The organism is Ornithinimicrobium sp. (assembly GCF_051004135.1).
GTDB lineage: Bacteria > Actinomycetota > Actinomycetes > Actinomycetales > Dermatophilaceae > Ornithinicoccus.
In genome coordinates this window covers 1-20,236 of sequence record NZ_JBPCKQ010000189.1, presented here as the reverse complement: position 1 = coordinate 20,236, position 20,236 = coordinate 1, and the positions used below count along the sequence as shown (strand labels likewise).

Sequence of the window (20,236 nt, the reverse complement as noted above, 5' to 3'; positions counted from 1 at the left end):
AGGTGGTAGGCGTCCAGGGCCACGTCGGCGCCCGCCCGGCTGGGGTCCATCCCCACCCCGCGGGCCAGGGCCTCCAGCACCGGGGTCAGCTCTGCCACGAACAGGTCCACCTCGTGCGACAGGCGTGCCGTGGTGTTCACCGTGCTCCCTCTGCCATCGCTTGGACGCAGCGTAGAGGGCTGGGAGACGACCGTCCTGCCGCGGTCCTCCGTTGACCCCGCGCCGGAGGTTCGGTATGTGGACGGCAGCTCGACGTTCAGCCCGGGCGTCGATCCGGGCGACCCACAGCGCACATTGGACGCAGCGACGTGGCTCGACGGCACCGACGCCCGACATCGCCACCGACGACTTCAGCATCGACTTCGTCGACCTGCCGGAGGGATGGAGCAGCAACGCCGATCAGGTCGGGCTCGACGGCGGCGAGGAGGCAGATGCCCTTCCCGAGCTGGTCCCCGCCGCTGACGCGGAGACGGGCGTGGAGGTGGACGGTGTCTTCGTCGACGACTCCTCGACGTTCACGGCGACCACCGATACCGACGGCGTGGCCATCACCGACTACCGGGTGCTGACCGCAGCGGAGCGCGTGGAGCAGCTGCGCGACCACGTCACCGACGCCGACTTGCGCCACGGAATCGAGCGGAGCCTGACCGCCAAGCTGGAGGCCACCCTGGAGAGCCTCGACGCCGGCGATTCTGAGTCGGCCTGCCACACGTTGCAGGCCTTCGCCAACCAGGTCCAGGCGCTGCAGGGTCGGCATGTGTCCGAGGCCCGCGCCGCGGCATGGCTCCACGAGACCCAGAGCATCCGGGCCCAGCTGGGCTGCTCCGCCTGATCATCCTGGCCGTCCCGCCTGGTCGGTTCGCTCTGGTCCGCCAACGGCGAGGAGCGAGCCGGCCATAGGTGGGCTGACCGGGTCGTGGACCTGACCTGGCGGTGCGGCAGGCTGCTCGACGTCCCTCGACGAATCGCACCGCTGCGGACCCTCTTGTGAGCCAAACGTGAGCCAAGGAGGGCGCGTCATGGGCCTCATCGACGACGCGCTCATGGTCCTGCGCGACACCCACTCCGCTGCGAGTCACGGATAACCGCCGGCGCCTTCCGCGGAGCGATGGCACGCAGCGCGAAGCCGCAGGGCCACCACCAGGGAGCCACCCGATGACGGGATGTTGGTTCCACGTCATGGCTCCTCAGAAGTCGGGGAGCCAGGACCCTCGTCCGGGTTGTACGCGGTAGCTCGTAGGCCGATTCTCCGGGCGATCGGGGTCTGCCGTGAGCTCCTCGGCGTAGCCGTCGCGGCCCGGTCGATGGACTGCCACTTCCCGTCGGCGGAGACGTTCATGACGATGACGACGGTCGCGGCGGCGGCGGTGCTGCCGGCGTACGCCGAGGTGCTGGCCGACCCCGACGGCCGCGACGCACTCGTGCAGGTGTCCACCGAGGAGCCCCGCGAGGTCATGGACCGCTACCGCGACGGGGACGGGCTCACGTTCCCCTGGCACGCCCACCTCGCCGTGGCGCGGCTCTGAGTCAGGGTTGCCGCGCGTGCGGTGCACGGGACACGCGGAGGTCGGCCGTCGATGGCCGGCACCGCCCGGGGCGTTCGGGGCCGATTTCATCAAATTGGATGATGCGCTCCTGCAGGAGGCGCGCCATCCTCAAAGAAGGCGGGATGTGGAGGAGGGGCCGGACAGCGGGGAGTCCGGTCCCTCCTTCGTGCATGAACGTGGCGACGGGGCTCGCCCCACGTCCGCCCGGCGTCCCAGCATCTCAGTGGTTCCTGGCGACCAAGCGATCCGGCGGCGTGGGGCGGTGTACGTCGGGAGGGCCACGAGACACGCTACGCCGACGAGACGATCCCGATCGCCGCATGAGACCCTCCACGGGAGCCGCACCCCAATGGGAATGCCCCTGCCCGGACTCGCACAGGACACGACGCTGTACGAAGCGCGCGTGGGGTTGTTGACCGATAGTTTCACCGGGGCCCCCAGCACGTCTGGACGATCTCGCCGATGGTAGCGATCCCGGCCACGGCCATCATCAGGTCCAGCTCGGCCCGCTGGTGCTCGAGGACGGCGCGCACTGTGACCCGCGTCGGCCGGCCGCAGGTCGACCAGCTTGGAGACGGCCGGGTCGGAGGTGGCTCGCGCGATCCCCATCGCAGATGCAGGCACGTGGCATACGCGCATAGCATGAACCGCACACGTTTGAGCACGACCGTGGACACCGAGCCCCTGGACAGCGCGCGAAGGTTGAACACGGGGACCACGAACGCCGCCCTCGTGGACGAGGCCCTTCGCGCATTGCTCCTTCGGCACCGTTCTGCCGAGGTGGATGCGAGCTATGCCGCCTACGATGAGCATCCGATCGATGAGCCCGACGAGTGGGGCGACCTGGCGTCTTGGCGCCGGGCAGCCGGTGCATCGTGAGAGTCCTCCCTGGCCGTGGTGAGGCGTGGTGAGGCGTGATGGCCGAGATCGGCCGACGCCCGGTGCTCGTCCTTTCCCGTGACGCGGTGATCCCAAGGCACCGGAGGACGTTGGTAGCGCTGTGCACGTCGACGATCCGGGGCCTGGCCAGCGAGGTCGTCCTCGGGTCCGGCGACCAACTGGTCCCGCGGCGATCGGTGGTCAACTTGGACTCGATCGAGAGCGTCTCGCTCGCCGTGCTCGTCGGTCGGCTCGGCCGGCTGAGTGACACCAGAATGCGGCAGATCTGCTCAGCGCTTGCGATCGCGGTCGACTGCACCACCTGATCTTGCCCGGGCGAGAAGTGGTTCAGGGGGCCAGGTCGGGGAGGGCTCGTATGCCGAACTCGCGACGCAACAGTCGCCGGGCCGCGTGGGCGCCGGACATGCCGTGCACGCCCGGACCGGGCGGTGTCGAGGAGGAGCCGAGATAGACCCCGGGGGCGACGGCATACGGATCGGGGTATGCGGTGGGCCGGGCGATCATCCGCCACAGGTTGACCTCCCCCCCGGAGATGTCACCACCGACGAGGGAGGCGTTGTGCCCGGCAAGTCGGTCGGCGGGAATGACCTGCACGTCGACGACAAGGTCACGGAAGCCGGGGGCGAACCGTTCGAGCTGACGCTCCGCAGCGGCTCGCACGTCCTGGGTCGAGCCCCAGGGCACGTGCGCGTAGGCCCACAGCGGGCGCAGCCCCGACCGGCCCATCCGCGTCGGGTCGTGCAAGGCGGGGTCGCTGACCAGCATGACCGGGCGTTCGGCGTGCCGACCGGCAGCGACGTCGGCCTCCGCCTCGCGCATCCCGGCGACGGTGCCCCCGACGTGGACGGTGCCGGCCCGGGCCACCTCGGGGTGCATCCAGGGCACCGGGCCGGACAGCACGTAGTCCAGCTTGCAGACTCCGGCGGCGGCGCCGAGGCCCAGCAGCCGAGACCGGTAGGGCTCGCGCAGCAGCGGGGCCAGCACGTGGGCGTGGGTGTCGAACAGGTAGGCGCGGGCCGGGGGCAGATCGGTGCGCCACGTGACCGGGTGGTCGAGCACGATCTCGACATCGTGCGCCTGCAGGTCGGCCACGAGCGCCGCGGCAATGGCGCCGATGCCACCCCGCACCACGGGCCAGCCGGTGGCGGTGTGGGCCAGCGCCCCGAGCATGGTGGCGGTTGCTGCCCCGGCGAGCGAGGGCAACGGGGCGATGGTGTGCGCCGCGATCCCGGTGATCAGGGCGGGGGCCACGTCGCCACGCCATACCCGTTCCAGCAGGGCGGTGCGGGACAGGGCGGCGGTGCAGCGGCCGAGCGCGAGGGCGCTCGTCGCGACGGCGACGGGGTCCACCCCCGGGACCCGAGGCACCGAGCGCTTGTCGGACAGTGCCACGGCGGACAGCTCGCGGGGATGTGCCGCCAGGTGACCCAGCAGGGTCCGCCACCGCGCGCCGTCGACGCCCAGATCCTCGGCCGTGCGCTCGATGTCCCGGTAGGCGACGCCCGCGCGGCCGCCGTCCAGCGGATGCGCGTAGGAGACCTCGGGCACGATCAGTTCCACCCCCCGCGCCGCGAGGTCGAACTCGGCGAAGAACGCTGAGGCGGGCGCGGCCGCCGGGACGGCCGCGCAGACGTCGTACTGCAGACCCTCGTCGGCCGACACCTCTGGCGTTTCGAGCGGCAGGGTGCGGATGCCGCCCCCGAGGGTGGGCTGACCCTCCAGCAGGGTGACGCTGAGCCCGGAGCGGGCCAGGACGACGGCGGCCGCCAGCCCGTTGGGGCCGGAGCCGACCACGACGACGTCCCGCACCGGGCTACTCCTGCGCCGCAGCCGGCTCGGGGCGGGCGTCCACCCCAGCCTCCTTGCGCTGCGCGGCGGTGATCGGCGCCGGCGCGGCCGTCAGCGGGTCGAAGCCGCCGCCGGACTTGGGGAAGGCGATGACGTCGCGGATCGAGTCGGTGCCGGCCAGCAGGGCCACGATGCGGTCCCAGCCGAAGGCGATCCCGCCGTGTGGCGGCGCGCCGTAGGCGAAAGCCTCGAGCAGGAAGCCGAACTTCTCCTGCGCCTGCTCCTGGTCCAGGCCCATGATCGCGAAGACCCGCTGCTGGATGTCGGAGCGGTGGATACGGATCGACCCGCCGCCGATCTCGTTGCCGTTGCAGACCAGGTCGTAGGCGTAGGCCAGGACGGCGCCGGGGTCGTCCTCCATGGTGTGCAGGAACTGCGGCTGGGGTGCGGTGAACGCGTGGTGCACCGCCGTCCAGGCACCGGTGCCGACGGTGACATCGCCGGCGGCCTCGGCCTCGGTGGCCGACTCGAACAGCGGCGCGTCGACGATCCAGACCAGCGACCAGGCGTCGGTGTCGATCAGCTCGCAGCGGTGGCCGATCTCCAACCGGGCCGAGCCGAGGATGGCCCGCGAGGGTTTGAGCGCACCCGCGGCGAAGAACACGCAGTCTCCGGGTGCGGCCCCGACGTGCGCCGCGAGTCCGTGGCGCTCGGCCTCGGACAGGTTCTTGGCCACCGGCCCGCCCAGGGTGCCGTCGTCGGCCACGGTGACGTAGGCCAGGCCCTTCGAGCCGCGCTGCTTGGCCCACTCCTGCCAGGCATCAAACTGGCGCCGCGGCTGACTGCCGCCGCCGGGCATCACGACCGCGCCGACATACGGGGCCTGGAAGACCCGGAAGGAGGTGGCGGCGAAGTATGCGGTGCAGTCGGTCAGCTCATTGGCGAACCGCAGGTCAGGCTTGTCCGAGCCGTAGCGGGCCATCGCCTCCGCATAGGGCATTTGCGGGAAGGGCGTGGGCAGGTCGACCCCGATCGTGGCCCAGACGGCGCGGGCGACGCGCTCGCCGAGCTCGATGACGTCGTCCTGTTCGACGAAGCTCATCTCGATGTCGAGCTGGGTGAACTCCGGCTGCCGGTCGGCCCGGAAGTCCTCGTCGCGGTAACAACGGGCGATCTGGTAGTAGCGCTCCAGCCCGGCCACCATCAACAGCTGCTTGAACAGCTGCGGGCTCTGCGGCAGGGCGTACCACGATCCGGGCTGCAGCCGCGCCGGCACCACGAAGTCGCGAGCGCCCTCGGGCGTGGACCGGGTCAGCGTGGGGGTCTCGACCTCGACGAAGTCCCGCTCGCCGAGCACGCTGCGGGCGGCGGCGTTGACCTGGCTGCGCAGCCGCAGGTTGGCGCCCGCGGAGCCGGCACCCGGACGGCGCAGGTCCAGGTAGCGGTGCCGCAGCCGGGCCTCCTCACCGACGGTGACGCGCTCGTCGATCTGGAACGGCAGCGGTGCGGCCTCGCTGAGCACCTCCAGCTCGTTGGTCAGCACCTCGACGTCGCCGGTCGACAGGTCGGGGTTGGCGTTGCCCTCGGGGCGGGTGCGCACGGTGCCGGTGACCCGGATGCAGTACTCGTTGCGCAGGTCGTGCGCGCCGCCCTGGTCGAGCACCTCGTCTCGGGCCACGACCTGGACGACACCGGAGGCATCCCGCAGATCCAGGAACGCCACTCCCCCGTGGTCGCGCCGGCGCGCGACCCACCCGGTGAGTGTGACGGTCTGGTCGGCGTGGTCGGCGCGCAGGGTGCCGGCCTCGTGGGTGCGGAGCACTGGAGATTCCCTCTGGGTATGCGGTGGGTGGTCAGCGCACCAGTCTAGAGCCGCTGCCTCGGGCTCGGTCCCAGCGGCATCTGTCCACCGGCCGGAATGTGCACGTGCACTATCCAGCCGCCCCACCCCGCACACACCAGCGGCCAGATCGCGCACCTGACCGATCCAGCCGCCGCGGTATGTCCTGCCGGGATCGGTCGCCGCTCAGTCGTCGGTGCGTCCCGCTGGCTGGGAGGGCCACGGGTCGTCGACCGGCCGCAGGCTCGCCCAGCCCAGCTCCCGGCTGCGCTGGGCGGCCAGCGCCGCGATCGCCGCGGTGGAGTTGCGCAGCCGCCCGGCCAGCACCGCGTCGACGGCCTCGGCCAGATCGACCCAGCACACCGGCATACCGGCCTCCTCGGCCTCCCGCTCGTGCCGCTCCCCCTCCGGCACCTCGGACAGCCCGGTGGCCAGGTAGACCCGCAGCGCTTCGGTGTTGCCGCCGGGGGAGGACACGTAGTCGACCAGGACCGCCCACCGGCCCGCGACCAGGTCGGCCTCCTCCCCGAGCTCGCGCGCCGCAGCCTCCTGCGCCGGCTCGCCTGTGACGTCGAGCAGCCCGGCGGGGATCTCCCACTCCAACGCCCCGACCGGGTGCCGGTACTGCTGGATCAGCAGCACCTCATCTGCTCCCCGGTCCGAACGCAGCGCGAGCACCGCCACCGCCCCGGTGTGCTCGACGTACTCCCGCACCACCTCTCCCCCGGCCTCCCCGAGGTCGACGGTGTCGCGCCGCACGTCCCAGACCGCACCGTGCATGGCGATCTCGGTATGCCGGACCGGCCGGGGCTCGATCCGGTCGGACAGCTCGGTCCCGGAGACCCGCGGGGCGTGCAGGCTCATCGGGTCTCCGACGGCACCGGCGTGCGCTCCACCTCGACCAGCCGCTGGCTGCGCTGCGCCTGCACCGCGGCGGCGACGAGACCGGCGAACATCGGGTGGGCCCGGTCCGGGCGGCTCTTGAACTCCGGGTGCGCCTGGGTCGCCACGTAGTAGGGGTGCACATCGGCGGGCAGCTCGACGAACTCCACGAGCCCTCCGTCCGGGGAGGTGCCGCTGATCACCAGGCCCGCGTCGGCCAAGGCCGCGCGGTAGCCGTTGTTGACCTCATAGCGGTGGCGGTGTCGCTCGCTGACCCGCTCGGTGTCGTAGGTGTGCGCCAGCACCGAGCCCGGCTGCAGGTGGGCAGGGTAGGCGCCGAGCCGCATTGTGCCGCCGAGGTCTCCGGCCCCCTCGACGAACGCCTTCTGCTCCTGCATCGTGGCGATCACCGGGGCCGGGCTCGCCGGGTCGAACTCGGTGGAGCTGGCCCCCTCGATGCCAGCGACGTTGCGGGCGAACTCGATGACCATGGCCTGCAGGCCCAGGCAGATGCCCAACGTGGGCACGCCGCGCTCCCGGGCCCAGCTCAGCGCCCCGATCTTGCCCTCGATGCCGCGCACGCCGAAGCCGCCGGGCACCAGGATCGCGTCGACCCCGCCGAGGGCCTTGGCCGCCCCGGCCTCGGTGCGGCACTCGTCGCTGGCCACCCACCGGATCGAGACGCGGGCGTCGTGGGTGAAGCCACCGGCCCGGAGGGCCTCGGTCACCGACAGGTAGGCGTCGGGCAGGTCGACGTACTTGCCGACCAGTGCGATCTCGACCTCGTGCTCGGGCTGGTGCACCCGCTCCAACAGGGCGTCCCAGGCAGTCCAGTCGACGTCGCGGAACGGCATACCGAGATGACGCACGACATACGCGTCCAGGCCCTCCCGGTGCAGCACCTTGGGTATGTCGTAGATGCTGGGGGCATCGATGGCGGTGGCGACGGCGTCGTCGTCGACGTCGCACATCAGCGAGATCTTGCGCTTGATGGAGACGGGGATGTCGCGGTCGGCCCGGCACACGATCGCGTCGGGGGTGATGCCGACCTGGCGCAGCATCGCCACGGAGTGCTGAGTGGGCTTGGTCTTCAGCTCCCCGCTGGGGGCGAGGTAGGGCACCAGGGAGACGTGCAGGAAGAAGCAGCTGGCCCGGCCGACGTCGTGCCGGACCTGGCGGGCGGCCTCCAGGAAGGGCAGCGACTCGATGTCGCCCACCGTGCCACCGATCTCGGTGATGATCACATCCGGGGGCTTCCCCTCGGGCCCCTGCGGCTGGGCGACCTCGCGCATCCGTGCCTTGATCTCGTTGGTGATGTGCGGGATCACCTGCACCGTGTCGCCGAGGAACTCTCCCCGGCGCTCCTTGGCGATGACGTCGTTGTAGATCTGACCGGTCGTGACGTTGGCCCGGCCCCGCAGGCTGACGTCGAGGAAGCGCTCGTAGTGCCCGATGTCCAGGTCACACTCGGCGCCGTCCTCGGTGACGAACACCTCCCCGTGCTGGAACGGGTTCATCGTCCCGGGGTCCACATTGATGTAGGGGTCAAGCTTTTGCATCGTCACCCGCACCCCTCGGGAACGGAGCAGGAAGCCCAGGCTCGACGCCGTGAGTCCCTTGCCCAACGAGGACGCGACCCCACCGGTCACGAAAATATGTTTGGTCTGCTCCGCCACGGGTGCTCAGTTTACGTCACATCGGCGGGTCCGGACGGCGCGGCACGCCCGTAGGCGAGCAGCAACGCCCGGACGGCGTCGTCACCGGTGGGCAGCTGGTGGGCCCGCGAGGCCGAGGCGTCGGCCAGCTCCGCCGCCAGCGACGGGTCAGTCAGCACCTGCACCAGCTGCTCGGCCAGGGCCGCCGGGAGCCGACCCGGCGCCTCGTCGGACACCAGCAGACCGGCGCCGCCGAGCACGGCGCCGGTCCCCCCGACGTCGGTGGCCACGACGGGCACCCCGGCCAGCATGGCCTCCTGCAGCCAGACCGGCTGCCCCTCCCAGCGGGCCGCCGAGACGGCGACGTCGGCCGCGGCGAGCAGGTCGGGCACATCGTCGCAGTGTCCGAGCAGTCGCACCGGCAGCTGTTGGCGGTCGATCCGCCGTCGCAAGGCATGCTCTTGGGGGCCGGTTCCCGCCACGAGGACCAGCAGATTCGGCGCCTGCGGTGCGACGAGCGCGACGGCGTCGAGCAGCCGGTCGAAGCCCTTCTGCGGCGAGAGCCTCCCGACCGCGACGACCAGCGCGCGCTCGGGTGCCACGCCCAGGACCTCCCGCATCTGCCGGGGGTCAGCACTCACCTCGTGACGGGTGGCCGGCACGACGGCGAGCTCAACCGCGGCCGCGCCCAGGTCGCTCATCCGATCCCCGAGGTCTGGGGATACGGCCAGGATACGATCGGCACCCCGCGCCACGATCCGCTCCAGGCCCCGGTGGACAACGGCGACCAGACGTCCTTCCGGCGCCGCGTTGTGGTGGGTGACGACCAGTCGGGGGGGCGGCCCGTCAGCACCCCGTCGCGCGGCCACGCACAGCGCACCGGCTCGCACGCCGTGGGCATGCACGACCTCGACCGAGGACATCGCAGCGCGCAAGGTGCCGACCACCGCCCGGTCCCGGTGCGGCGCCGGACGCCGCCCCACCTCCACCTCGATGACCCGGGCACCGGCCCGCTCAAGGGCGAACCGGTGCGCCACGAGCGCCGGACAGGCCACCGCCACGTGGTGACCTGCCTCGCTGAGCCCCGCAGTGACCTGCTCAACATGACGACCCACACCCCCGGCCACCATTCCGGTCACCATCAGCACCTCGGCCACGTGCTCAGTCTGCCGCACGACGGCGGGTCAGGGCACCACGAAGGGCCTGGTATGCGGGGTCACCGCTGACCCGAAGCGCCACGACGACGACGACGCTCAGCACCGCTCCCGTGACCAGGGCGACGGCCAGGGCCTCGAGCGGGCTCTGGTATGCGGTGCTGCCCAGCCCGGCCAGCGCCAGCAGCTCCCGGACCAGCAGCACCCCCAGCCCGGCGCAGAGCACCAACGCCGCGCTGCGGCCCGCCCCTTCAAGGGCGTCGACTCCCCAGCTGAGGTGCACCTGGCGCAGCAGGAGCAGGGCACTGATCGACATACCCAGCGAAGAGGCCAACCCGAGCACGACGAGAGCCGTCCCCACGGTGGGACGCAGTCCCAGCAGCAGCAGCGGCCCCAGCGACGCGACGGCCCAGCCCACCGCGACGCAGAAGGCGGCGCGACGGGGCGAGCCCACCGCATACAGCGCACGCGTGAGCACCGCGGCCAACCCGAAGCCCACCAGGCCCGGCGCGAACGCCACCACCGCCGCGGGAAGGGCGAGCAGCGCGACCCGTCCCGGCCCGTCGGTGCCCGCGTCGAGCGCAAGGAAGAGCGCTCCCACCTCGCGGCGCACCGCCACCAGCGCCAGCATCCCGAGCAGGGCACCCACCAGCACGGCCTGGGTAGTGCGCTGCAGGACGCCCGTCGCGGACCTCCCGGCGCTGAGCCGCGGGAAGGCCACCGTCGCGAGCGGCACGACCAGGACCGCATACGGCAGCAGATAGACCGTCTGCGCATAGGTGTAGACGTTGAGCACCCCGACACCCACCCGGTTGCCGGCCAACACCGTGCCGAGCACGGTCAGCTGTTGCGCACCGACGGCCACCAGTCCTGCGACAGCCAGTCCGCGGGCGCGCAGTGCGACTCCCGGCGGGAAGCGCAGCGTGGGGTGCCAGCGCACCCCGGCCCGCCGCGTGGGCCGCAGCAGTGGCAGGCTCAGCGCGACCACCCCCAACGTGGTGCCGCCGGCGAGCAGCAGGACACCGGAGCGGGGCACGTCCGCAACGGCACCGGTCGGGTCGTAGGCCAGCGCGAAGATCACGTAGGTGAGAATCACCACGACGCTGGACAGCAGCGGTGCCGCAGCAGCGGCCAGGAACCGTCGATGGGCCTGCAGCACGCCGGTGAGCACGATCCCCAGGCCGTAGAGGACGATCTGCGGGGCGAAGACGACCAGCATGGTGGCTCCGGCAACCCGGGCGCCGGCCGCGTCGCAACCCGTGGCAGAGCCCAGCAGGAGCCCGGCGAGAGGGCCGCTGGCCAGCGCCACGGCCACAGCCAGTGGCAGGAGCACCAGCATCGTCCAGGTCAGCAGTGCCGAGGCGGTGCGGTCCGCATCGTGCTCCCGTCCGCGCAGCAGCAACCCCGAGACCAGCGGTACGGCCACAGCGGCCAGGGCCCCGCCCACCGCCGCCTCGTAGAGCACATTGGGCACCTGGTTGGCGGAGGCGTAGACCTGACCGAGGCAGGTCGCGCCGACACTGTCGGAGAAGACGGCCCAGCGGCCCAGCCCCACGAGACGCGACAGCAGGGTCGTCCCGGCGACCAGTCCAGCGGCAGCAGCCATCCCGCCGATGTGCAGCCGAGGGCTGGGCTCGCTCATCGGCCTCGACGTCCCCAGGCGTCGAGCTCACTCAGCACCGGCGTGGACTCGATGACCCGAGTGAAGCTGACCCGCTCGGAGGCGAGGGTGAGCCCGACGAGGCCGGCCAGCACGGCGGCCCGCACCGGGGGCCTGACCGCGCGTGTCGTCGCCAGGCCCAGCAGCGCGCCCACCGCGTTGGCTCCGGTGTCACCGAGCATTCCCTCGGCCCGCAGGTCCATCGGCAGCAACATCAGGGCCGCCCCCACGGCCACGGCCGCCGGCTCGGTCCCCCGCCCCTGCGCCGCCCCGACCGCGCTCAGCGGAATGCCGACCAGCAGGGTCACCTTCAGCGCGCGACCGGGTCGCAGGTCCAGCAAGTTGGCCAGGTTGGCGCTGCCAGCCACGACGCCGGCGCGCACCACGGCGTCGCCCACCGCTCGCCCCCTGCCGTGCTGCGATGGCCCGATGCGTGGGGCGCGGCGGCCGGCTGCTCGCTGATCAGCGGCAGCGGCGAGCAGACCGCAGCCGGTGAGACTCAGGACCTTCAGGGCACCGATGCTGACGTCACCCCGGACCAGTGCCGCCAGGTGGCCGGCCAGCCCCTTGCGGGCGGCGTCCGGGTGCAGGTCATCGACGGCACCGGTCAGTCCGGAACCGAGGGCGGTCAGGGCGCCCACCGGGTCGACGAGGGCCAGCGACGCAGCGCTGCCGACCACCAGGGCGACCCCCTCCGTCAGGGTCACCTGATGCCCTCGGTGGTTGACCCGAGCCCACCGTTTCGCGCCGCCGGGGATGCCGGCGTGCCGCACCAGCCATCGCGACGCCCAGACCGACGAGGCGCCACCCAGCACCAGCGGGAGCACCGGGCTCACGGGGCCACGGACTCGCTCCCGGAGCTGTCGAGCTCCTGCCTGGACCTCGCGGGATCCCCCGCCGGGCCCAGCGATTCGCCCTGGCTGTCCCGGGCAGACGGGGAGGCGGGCGCCGCTTCGTCGGCGTCGGCGGCCAGTCCGTAGTGCCCCATGTCGCCCTGCAGCGCCCGGGCCGCCGCCCAGGTCGCGGACAGCTGACCCGCAGCGCTCTCCAGGTTGTCGACCGTGGACACCTCCGCGGCCAGCTCGCCGTCGGCCCGGACCGCCGCCACGATGAGGTCCTCGGCATCGGCGGCCCGGTCCTGCCAGGTCTCCGTGCCGGCCCCGAAGACACAGAGCGCGACGTCCGTCTCGACCAGGGCCCGGACCAGGTCCAGACGCCCCTGCAGCCGGGACGCCGGATCGGGCTGCGCCGGTCTTTGCCCGCCCAGCCCGCCGCCCACCAGGACCACGACCTCCTGCGCGGGCAGGTCCACGGCGCCCGGCAGCCCCTGATCGAGGCTGCCGCCGGTCACCTGGACCGAGATGAGTTCGGCCTGCTCCAGCCGGGTGGCCGCCGACCCGGCCTCGGGCGAGGAGCCGGATGCGTCGCTGCCGGCCAGCACCGCGGCCAGCACCTGCGCCGGGTCATCCTGGGTGCCCAGGTCCTCGGCCAGCTCCGCGACCAGCTCCGCGCGGGCACCGTCGTCCTCCCAGGAGGGCTCGACCTCGACCCGGGTCACGCTCTGCGCGCCACCGTCGAGCAAGGAGCCGGCCAGGTCGTCGACCAGGTCGGCGTCACCGCCGGGCAGACCGACCACGGCCACTGCGGCGCCGTCGAGCACCCCGGCGGTCACGGAGGTGGACAGGGACGCGATGAGCTCGTCCTTGGCCTGCGCCCGTCGGTCGTTGAGCTGGACCTGCTCACGCAGGTCGTTGCGCTCGGCCCCGAGCTCGGCCACCTGTCCCTCGAGGGTGTCCGAGAGCTGGCCCCGCAACGGCCCGGCGCCCAGCACGATCCCCACGGCGAGGGCGATGAAGACCGCGATCAACGAGACCACGTGGTAGCGGAAGTCGATCACCTATCCCACCAGCCCACCCAGGAGGGCCCACAGGTCGGTCAGTCGCACCGCCACGACGCCCATCAGCGCTCGTCCACCCGGAGTCGCGGCCACCGCAGTCAGCAGCGCGACGAGCCCGGCGAGGACCAACCCGACCAGGGAGAAGGTGGAAATCGGCGAGCGGTAGAGCAGACTGACGCCTTTTGCGTCCACGAGCTTGCTGCCGACCCGCAGCCGGGTCAGGAAGGTGCTGGCCATGCCCTTGCGGCCCTTGTCCAGGAACTCCACGAGGGTGGCGTGGCTGCCGACCGCGACGATGAGGCAGGCCCCGGCGCCGTCGGCGAGCAGCAGCGCCACGTCCTCACTGGTGCCGGTGGCCGGAAGCACCACCGGGTCGACCATCCCCAGGCCGCGCACCCGGTCCAGTCCTGGTGCCTGTCCGTCGCCGTAGGCGTGCACGACGACCTCTGCCCCGCTGGTGAGCGCCGCGTCGCTGACCGAGTCCATGTCCCCGACGATGAGGTCGGGGCGGTGGCCGAGCTCAAGGAGCGCGTCGGCACCACCGTCCACCCCGATCAGCACCGGGTCGGCCTCGCGGATGAACAGTCGCAGCGCCTGCAGGTCCTCTTTGTAGTGATATCCGCGGACCACGACCAGGGCGTAGCGGCCCTGGATGCGGGTGCGCAGGACCGGGATCTCGATGCCGTCGAGCAGCAGACCCTGCTCGACCCGGACATACTCCATCGTGTTGCGCGCGAACGCCTCGATCTGCGCGCCGACCTGGTGTCGGGCCAGCTCGGTGGCCTCCTGCACGGCCTCGGCGTCCAGCAGGCGACCCTGCGCAACCAGTGTCTCGCCCACCCAGACCTCGGCTCCACGCACCTGACCGGGCTGCCCGTCGGCCAGGGCGGTCAGTGCCTCGGCTCCGGCCCGGTCCAGCAGTGGAACCCCGGCTTCCAGGAGGATCTGCGGACCCAGGTTGGGGTAGGCGCCGCTGATCGAGGCGGCGGCGTTGACCACAGCCACGGGACGGCACGCGACCAGGGCCTGCGCGCTGACCTGGTCGATGTCCTGGTGATCGATCACCGCGATGTCACCGGGAGCGAGCCGCTTCGTGAGGTTCTTGGTGCGCCGATCCACCCGGATGGTCCCGCTGATCGGGCTCCCCTCCGAGGCAGGCTCGCGAGCCGAGCGGCCGAACAAGGTCATGATCAACCCATCGTGCCATGCCAGGTGGCTCACCCCGCTCCCCGCGACACAGGTCCGACGGGGCTCCTCACCCCATACCGGGCTCGCCGCTAGAGCCACCCAGCCGGGACGGGGCGTGCTGCGCCAGCAGTTCGCGGGCGTGCTCCAGCGCGGCCTCGGAGTCCTGCACCCCGCCGAGCATGCGCGCGATCTCGGCGACCCGATCCGGCCCGTCGACGAGGCGGACGTCGCTGGCGCTGACCCGGCCGTCGGAGGACTTGCGCACGGCCAGCTGCCGGTCGGCGAAGGCGGCGACCTGGCCCAGGTGCGTGACCACGACGACCTGTGCGCTCTGCGCGAGGCGGGCCAGCCGAGCGCCCAGGTCCAGGGCGGCGCTGCCGCCGACTCCGGCGTCCACCTCGTCGAAGACGTAGGTCGGCACGTCGGCCGTGCCTCGGGCACCGACCAGCTCCAGCGCCAGCATCACCCGGGACAGCTCACCTCCGGACGCGGCCTTGGTGACGGGGCGTGCCGGCGCCCCGGGACTGGGGGCCAGCCGGATCACCACGTCCTCCAGACCGTGTGGCCGCGGCCGGCACGGGTGGCCGTCCACCTCGACCAGATCGCCCTCCGTCCCCTGCTGGCCGGGCTCCCCCTGGATGTCGCGGGGCTGCACGTCCACGTGCACCCGGGCCGACCCCATGGCCAGGTGCGCCAGCTCAGTGGTGACCTGCTCTCCCAGGGCCTGCGCCGCCCGCACCCTCGCCGAGCGCAGCGCCTGGCCGTGCTGCACGAGCTCCCCGCGATGAGTGCTCACCTGGTCGCGCACCTCCGCCACCCGCTCGGTCGACACGTCCAGGTCGGTGAGGCGGCGAGCGGACTCCTGCGCCCAGGCCAACACCTCGGCCGTGGTGCCGCCGTAGCCGCGCTGCAGAGCGCTCAGGGCCGCCCGACGCTGCTGCACCTGTTCCAACCGGAGCGGGTCAGACTCCACTGCCGCGCCGTATGAGGCCAGGTCTGCGGCCAGGTCAGCGGCCAGGTAGGACAGCTCGTCCAGCCGCGAGCCCAGGGCCTGCAGCTCGGGGTCGTGCGCGCTGACCGACCCCAGCCCCTGCACTGCACCGGAGAGGAGCTCGACCACCGAGGCCGTCTGCTGCCCGGAGGTCTCGTCGTCACCGGCCAGCGCTGCGTGCGCGCCGTAGGCCGCGGCACGCAGTCCCTCCGCGTAGGCCAGCCGGTCCGCCTCCGTCTGCAGTGCCTCCTGCTCACCGGGCTGCGGGTCGACCTGCTCGATCTCCGCCAAGGCGCTGCGCAGCATCTGCACCTCCCTGGCCCGCCCCGCACTCGTGGCGGTCAGGTCGCTCAGCAGCCGGCGCGCTGCCGTCCAGTCGGCATACGCCGATCGGTATGCGGTCAGCGGGCCGCGCACCGCTTCGCCCCCGAAGCCGTCGAGCAGCACGCGGTGCTGCTCGACCTCGCGCAGCCGCCACTGGTCGGCTTGGCCGTGCACGGCCACCAGGTGCTCACCCACCCCCCCCAGTGTGGAGACCGGGGCTGCCCGGCCCCCGACGTGCGCACGTGAGCGACCCTCGGCACTGACGGTGCGCGCGAGGATCAGTCCGTCCTCGACCGCTCCGCCCGCCTGGCGTACCCGGACGGATGCAGGGTGCTGTTCGCCGACATCCACCTCGGCCTCGGCGACGGCCGACCGCGCTCCGGCCCGCACGAGCGCGGGGTCGGCGCGGGCCCCGAGGAGCAGTCCCAGGGCGGTGACGACCATGGTCTTGCCCGCACCGGTCTCCCCGGTGATGACGTTAAGACCGGGTGACAGGACCAGCTCGGCGTCCTCGATGACGCCGAGCTGGCGGATGCGGAGGCTGCGCAGCACGGGGTCACCCTACGAGTGGGACGGGTCCGGCGGACCGCGCCACCCCTGCACATCGAGGTCGAACTTGGCCACCAACCGGTCGGTGAAGGGCGAGGCGTGCAGGCGGGCCAGCCGCACCGGCAGCGAGCTGCGGCGGACCTCGATCCGCGCCCCCGGGGGAAGGTCGACCGTGCGGCGGCCGTCGCACCACATCACCCCGGTGATCGAGGTGTGCCGGACCACCTCGACGGCCAGCCGCGTGTCGGGTCCCAGGACCAGCGGGCGGGCGAAGAGCGCATGGGCCGAGATCGGCACGACGAGCAACGCAGCAACGTCCGGCCAGACGACCGGACCACCGCCGGAGAAGGCGTAGGCGGTCGAACCGGTGGGCGTGGCCATCACGATCCCGTCGCAGCCCCAGGTGGCCAGCGGGCGTCCGTCGACCTCCACGGTCAGCTCCAGCAGTCGCTCCCGGGCGGACTTCTCGACCGACGCCTCGTTGAGCGCCCAGCTGCGACAGATCACCTGGCCGTCATGGATCACGTCGACCTCGAGGGTCATCCGCTCCTCGACGGCGTAGTCGCGGGCCACGATCCGTTCCACGGTCCAGGAGATCTCCTCCCGCTCGGCCTCGGCCAGGAAGCCGACCCGGCCCATGTTGACGCCGAGCAGCGGCACCGAGGCCGGTCGTGCGATCTCCGCCCCCCGCAGGATCGTGCCGTCGCCGCCGAACACGACCACGAGCTCGGCGCCCGCAGCCTCGGCGGCGACGGTGCTCGTGGCTCCGTCGGCGCCCAGGGCGATTCCCTCGGTGAGCGGGGCGTCGGGGACGACGTCGACCCGGATGTCGTGTCGCCCCAGCTGCTCGGCGAACTGCGAGACCAGCGCCGGGACCTGGGACCGCTGGGGATGGGTCACCAGGAGGATCCTGCGGGTCATCGACTCTCCTTCGCGGTGATCGCGGCGACCCGGGCCTGGGCGTCCGACAGCTCCATCATCCCTGGGCGCTCCGGTGCCGCCCACAGAAGGTACTCCCGGTTGCCGCTCGCACCCTGGACGGGCGAGGGGATGAGATCCACGATGCCCAGCCCGGCCTGCACCGAGCCGCGCAGGACCGCCTCCACGGCATGCCGACGAGCGGTGGCCGAGCGGACCACGCCGGCATGTCCCAACGCCTCCCTACCCACCTCGAACTGCGGCTTGACCAGCAGCACGAGGGCGGCCCCTGGCAGGCACAGGCGTGGCAGCAGCGGCAGCACCGAGGCGAGAGAGATGAAGGACAGATCGGCGACCAAAGCCTCCACGTGCCCTCCGATCATGCTCGGGGTGGCGTCGCGGACGTGCGTCCCCGGGAGGTCGATGACCCGGGGGTCGGCCCGTAGCTCAGGGGCCAGCTGGTCGCGGCCGACATCGAGGGCCACCACCTGCCGGGCGCCCCTGGCCAGCAGTACCTGGGTGAACCCCCCGGTGGAGGCACCGACGTCGAGACACCTCCGGTCGCGGACGCGCAGCCCCCGGGGCTCCCAGACGCTCAGGGCGTGGTCCAGCTTGCGGGCTCCGCGGCCCACCCATCTCGGCTCCGGATAGGCCACGACCACCGACTCGCCGGCAGCCACGGCATACGCCGGCTTGGTCACCCTGGCCCCGGCGACCTGCACCGCACCGGCCTGGATCAGCTCGCGCGCCTCGGCCCGGGCACGAGCCAGGCCAGCGTCGACCAGGTGCCGGTCCAGCAAGGTCGGCGGGCCCGCGTCGGTCACGGGGAGGACAGTCGAGCCTGCAGCCTGCGGTGCGCCTCGGCGGCTGCCTGGACCTGCTGCTGCCTCGAGTCGGCACCGACCGAGGCGAACTCGGCCAGGATCTGGTCGACCTGCTCGTCACCCGTGCTCGGGGGCGGGGCTGCTGAGCGCCCGGCCGGGCCGGGGTGGGGCTGCAGTGACATGACCTCAGGCTAGCGCCACAGGTGGGCGAGATCGGGGATCGTGTCCGCGACGTGGTCGGGGCGCTCGGACTCGGGCAGCTGCTCGGCCTCGGCCTTCGTGCTGACCCCGGTCAGGACCAGGGCCGACGGCAGGCCGGCGGCCCGCGCTCCGTCGATGTCGGTGTCGATCCGGTCACCCACCGCCAGCACTCGCTCCGCGGACAGGTCCAGTCGACGCAGCGCCATCTCGTATGCCTCCGCGTGCGGCTTGCCCACGACGACCGGCGTGGCACCGGTGCCGTGGGCGACGGCGGCAACCAAGGCGCCGTTGCCGGGCACCATGCCGCGGGGGGTGGGCAGCGTGGCGTCGGTGTTGGTGGCGATCCAGTGCGCCCCGTCGTTGATGGCATAACCGGCCTCGTGCAGGTCGCGCACGGCGACCTCGGACCCGAAGCCCTGCAGGACGGCCCAGACGGGCGCAGCGGGGCCCTCGGGCCCGACGTCCACCGCATGCAGTGCATGGAAGCCGGCCTCGACCAGGGCGTAGCCGACCCCGGGTCCGCCGACTGCCAGGACGGTCGGCATCCAGTCGTAGGGGTGCTCGCTGCGCTCACGCTCCCGCAGGTCCGCCAAGTGGGCCGCGCCGACCTGGGAGGAGGTCAGCACCTCCTCCGATGTCGCCGTGACCCCCACCGTGCCGAGGTGGGCGGCCACCTGCGCCGGCGTGCGCGACGCGTTGTTGGTCAGGAACAGCAGCCGGACATCGTGCGCGCGAGCATCCTGCAGCCCGTCAGCGGCGCCCGGGCACGGCTCCCCTCCGGTGTAGACCACACCATCAAGGTCGACGATCAACGCCTGCAGCGACTCACTCATCAGAGCTGCCCGCCGGCGCTTCGTCCGCGGCCTCGGCCGGCTCGGGTGCACCCTGCTCAAGATCGATCACGTCGGCTGTGCTGTCGCCCAGCCGCTGCGCGGCGTCGGTCAGGCCCTGGGGATCGGCGTCGGCCGCTCGGCGCAGCCATTCCCGGGACTCCTCAGCCTTTCCGTCGGCCAGCAGAGCGTCGGCGTAGGCGTAGTAGAGCCGGCCCGCCCCGGGCGCGCTCGCCGTGGTCGAGCGGACCAGATCTCGCAGGCTGTGCACCGCCGCCCTGCTCTGGCCGAGGTCGCGCCGGGCGCCGGAGACGACCAGCGCCAACTCCATGCGATCGGCCGCATCGAGCCGACCCGCCTCCGGACCCGCCGCCAGCTCGACGGCCCGCTCGGGGCGCCCGAGCCCCCGCTCGGTGTCCGCGATCAGCGGCAGGAGATGCGCAGACCCGGAGAGCCGGCGCGCCGTCCGGAACTCCGACAGGGCCTTGGCCCACTCGGCCCGGCGATAGTGCACAAGCCCCAGGGTCTCCCGCACGATCGACACCCTCCCCGCACGACGTGTGGCGGTCTGCGCGTGCGCCAGCGCCACATCGAGCTCCTCGGCAGCCAGTGCCTCGGTGACCGCGACGAGATGCCGAGCCACGCCCTCAGCATTGTCCTTGCTCAGCGTGCGCAGCTCCCGGTGCACCGAACGGTCCACCTGGTCGGCCGTGATGTGGTCAGCAAGCGGGGGCTCCGCCACGCGCGTGGGCCGCCGCTGCTCGTCGCGACGCGCCGATGGCCGACGTGGGTCGTCGGGACGGTTCACTCAGGCTCCTGGGATACTCGAAGGGGACGCGTCAGTCTCTCACGTCTCACCCCTACCTTTGCTCGGGATGTTGCATACCCTCGCGCCGTTCTGTCAAGCCGCAGTTTCCCCGGCAAGAAAAGGAAAAGCCCCGCACAGGTGTGTGCGGGGCTTGCCCGGGTGGTGCTAATGGTGGTCCGGCGGTGTCCTACTCTCCCACACCGTCTCCAGTGCAGTACCATCGGCGCAGTGAGGCTTAGCTTCCGGGTTCGGAATGTGACCGGGCGTTTCCCTCACGCTA

At 72.5% G+C, this 20,236-nt stretch carries 18 protein-coding genes and 1 rRNA gene; 3 read left to right on the top strand and 16 right to left on the bottom strand.

Annotated features, from left to right (window positions below):
- Nucleotides 1-235: 235 nt before the first annotated feature.
- From ACR2FV_RS13205 to ACR2FV_RS13195, 3 genes are all read left to right on the top strand, one after another.
- Nucleotides 236-832, top strand: a complete 597-nt coding sequence (locus tag ACR2FV_RS13205; protein ID WP_434016157.1) for a hypothetical protein — start codon at nt 236-238, stop codon at nt 830-832.
- Between the two features lie 505 nt (nt 833-1,337).
- Complete coding sequence (locus tag ACR2FV_RS13200; RefSeq protein ID WP_434016156.1) at nt 1,338-1,526, top strand: hypothetical protein; 189 nt, start codon at nt 1,338-1,340, stop codon at nt 1,524-1,526.
- A gap of 938 nt (nt 1,527-2,464) precedes the next feature.
- Nucleotides 2,465-2,752 carry a type II toxin-antitoxin system PemK/MazF family toxin gene (locus ACR2FV_RS13195; RefSeq protein WP_434016155.1) on the top strand — a complete coding sequence of 96 codons (288 nt, stop codon included), beginning with the start codon at nt 2,465-2,467 and terminating at the stop codon, nt 2,750-2,752.
- Between the two features lie 22 nt (nt 2,753-2,774).
- Here the strand turns inward: ACR2FV_RS13195 and ACR2FV_RS13190 are convergent, their stop codons facing one another.
- The 16 genes from ACR2FV_RS13190 to rrf all read right to left on the bottom strand — a co-directional run.
- Complete coding sequence (locus ACR2FV_RS13190; protein WP_434016154.1) at nt 2,775-4,256, bottom strand: phytoene desaturase family protein; 1,482 nt, start codon at nt 4,254-4,256, stop codon at nt 2,775-2,777.
- 4 nt (nt 4,257-4,260) lie between these two features.
- Entirely contained in the window at nt 4,261-6,057 is a 1,797-nt protein-coding gene (gene aspS, locus ACR2FV_RS13185) for an aspartate--tRNA ligase (protein WP_434016153.1), read from the bottom strand.
- Between the two features lie 204 nt (nt 6,058-6,261).
- The gene (locus tag ACR2FV_RS13180; protein WP_434016152.1) at nt 6,262-6,939 is read right to left on the bottom strand and encodes an NUDIX domain-containing protein; all 678 of its coding nucleotides are present in this window, start codon (nt 6,937-6,939) and stop codon (nt 6,262-6,264) included.
- A complete protein-coding gene (locus ACR2FV_RS13175) occupies nt 6,936-8,633 on the bottom strand; it encodes a CTP synthase (protein WP_434016151.1) in 1,698 nt (565 codons plus the stop codon). The genes ACR2FV_RS13180 and ACR2FV_RS13175 overlap by 4 nt, the downstream gene beginning before the upstream one ends.
- Nucleotides 8,634-8,644: 11 nt before the next feature.
- Nucleotides 8,645-9,769, bottom strand: coding sequence for a glycosyltransferase family 4 protein (locus ACR2FV_RS13170; protein WP_434016150.1), 1,125 nt, complete (start codon nt 9,767-9,769; stop codon nt 8,645-8,647).
- A 4-nt stretch (nt 9,770-9,773) separates the two neighbouring features.
- Entirely contained in the window at nt 9,774-11,408 is a 1,635-nt protein-coding gene (murJ, locus tag ACR2FV_RS13165) for a murein biosynthesis integral membrane protein MurJ (RefSeq protein ID WP_434016149.1), read from the bottom strand.
- Nucleotides 11,405-12,262, bottom strand: coding sequence for a hypothetical protein (locus ACR2FV_RS13160; protein WP_434016148.1), 858 nt, complete (start codon nt 12,260-12,262; stop codon nt 11,405-11,407). The genes murJ and ACR2FV_RS13160 overlap by 4 nt, the downstream gene beginning before the upstream one ends.
- Nucleotides 12,259-13,323: a copper transporter gene (locus ACR2FV_RS13155; protein ID WP_434016147.1), complete on the bottom strand. Its 1,065-nt coding sequence runs from the start codon at nt 13,321-13,323 to the stop codon at nt 12,259-12,261. The genes ACR2FV_RS13160 and ACR2FV_RS13155 overlap by 4 nt, the downstream gene beginning before the upstream one ends.
- Nucleotides 13,324-14,511 carry a putative cytokinetic ring protein SteA gene (steA, locus tag ACR2FV_RS13150; RefSeq protein ID WP_434016158.1) on the bottom strand — a complete coding sequence of 396 codons (1,188 nt, stop codon included), beginning with the start codon at nt 14,509-14,511 and terminating at the stop codon, nt 13,324-13,326.
- A 67-nt stretch (nt 14,512-14,578) separates the two neighbouring features.
- Nucleotides 14,579-16,378: a DNA repair protein RecN gene (gene recN / locus ACR2FV_RS13145; protein WP_434016146.1), complete on the bottom strand. Its 1,800-nt coding sequence runs from the start codon at nt 16,376-16,378 to the stop codon at nt 14,579-14,581.
- 9 nt (nt 16,379-16,387) lie between these two features.
- On the bottom strand, nt 16,388-17,296 hold the full coding sequence (locus ACR2FV_RS13140; RefSeq protein WP_434016145.1) for an NAD kinase: 909 nt from the start codon (nt 17,294-17,296) through the stop codon (nt 16,388-16,390).
- A complete protein-coding gene (locus ACR2FV_RS13135) occupies nt 17,293-18,117 on the bottom strand; it encodes a TlyA family RNA methyltransferase (protein WP_434016144.1) in 825 nt (274 codons plus the stop codon). Before ACR2FV_RS13135 ends, ACR2FV_RS13140 begins: the two co-directional genes overlap by 4 nt.
- Nucleotides 18,114-18,299, bottom strand: a complete 186-nt coding sequence (locus ACR2FV_RS13130; protein ID WP_434016143.1) for a hypothetical protein — start codon at nt 18,297-18,299, stop codon at nt 18,114-18,116. The genes ACR2FV_RS13135 and ACR2FV_RS13130 overlap by 4 nt, the downstream gene beginning before the upstream one ends.
- A gap of 9 nt (nt 18,300-18,308) precedes the next feature.
- On the bottom strand, nt 18,309-19,151 hold the full coding sequence (locus ACR2FV_RS13125; protein WP_434016142.1) for an HAD-IIA family hydrolase: 843 nt from the start codon (nt 19,149-19,151) through the stop codon (nt 18,309-18,311).
- Complete coding sequence (locus tag ACR2FV_RS13120; protein WP_434016141.1) at nt 19,144-19,956, bottom strand: tetratricopeptide repeat protein; 813 nt, start codon at nt 19,954-19,956, stop codon at nt 19,144-19,146. Before ACR2FV_RS13120 ends, ACR2FV_RS13125 begins: the two co-directional genes overlap by 8 nt.
- A 174-nt stretch (nt 19,957-20,130) precedes the next feature.
- Nucleotides 20,131-20,236, bottom strand: a 5S ribosomal RNA gene (rrf, locus tag ACR2FV_RS13115); the annotation flags it as partial.

Excerpts from the sequence above, each read along its gene's own strand:
- ACR2FV_RS13125 (WP_434016142.1), bottom strand. The coding sequence starts at position 19,151 with ATGAGTGAGTCGCTGCAGGCGTTGATCGTCGACCTTGATGGTGTGGTC.
- ACR2FV_RS13195 (WP_434016155.1), top strand. The coding sequence starts at position 2,465 with ATGGCCGAGATCGGCCGACGCCCGGTGCTCGTCCTTTCCCGTGACGCG.
- ACR2FV_RS13200 (WP_434016156.1), top strand. The coding sequence starts at position 1,338 with ATGACGATGACGACGGTCGCGGCGGCGGCGGTGCTGCCGGCGTACGCC.
- ACR2FV_RS13180 (WP_434016152.1), bottom strand. The coding sequence starts at position 6,939 with ATGAGCCTGCACGCCCCGCGGGTCTCCGGGACCGAGCTGTCCGACCGG.
- ACR2FV_RS13205 (WP_434016157.1), top strand. The coding sequence starts at position 236 with ATGTGGACGGCAGCTCGACGTTCAGCCCGGGCGTCGATCCGGGCGACC.
- ACR2FV_RS13140 (WP_434016145.1), bottom strand. The coding sequence starts at position 17,296 with ATGACCCGCAGGATCCTCCTGGTGACCCATCCCCAGCGGTCCCAGGTC.
- ACR2FV_RS13130 (WP_434016143.1), bottom strand. The coding sequence starts at position 18,299 with ATGTCACTGCAGCCCCACCCCGGCCCGGCCGGGCGCTCAGCAGCCCCG.
- murJ (WP_434016149.1), bottom strand. The coding sequence starts at position 11,408 with ATGAGCGAGCCCAGCCCTCGGCTGCACATCGGCGGGATGGCTGCTGCC.
- steA (WP_434016158.1), bottom strand. The coding sequence starts at position 14,511 with ATGACCTTGTTCGGCCGCTCGGCTCGCGAGCCTGCCTCGGAGGGGAGC.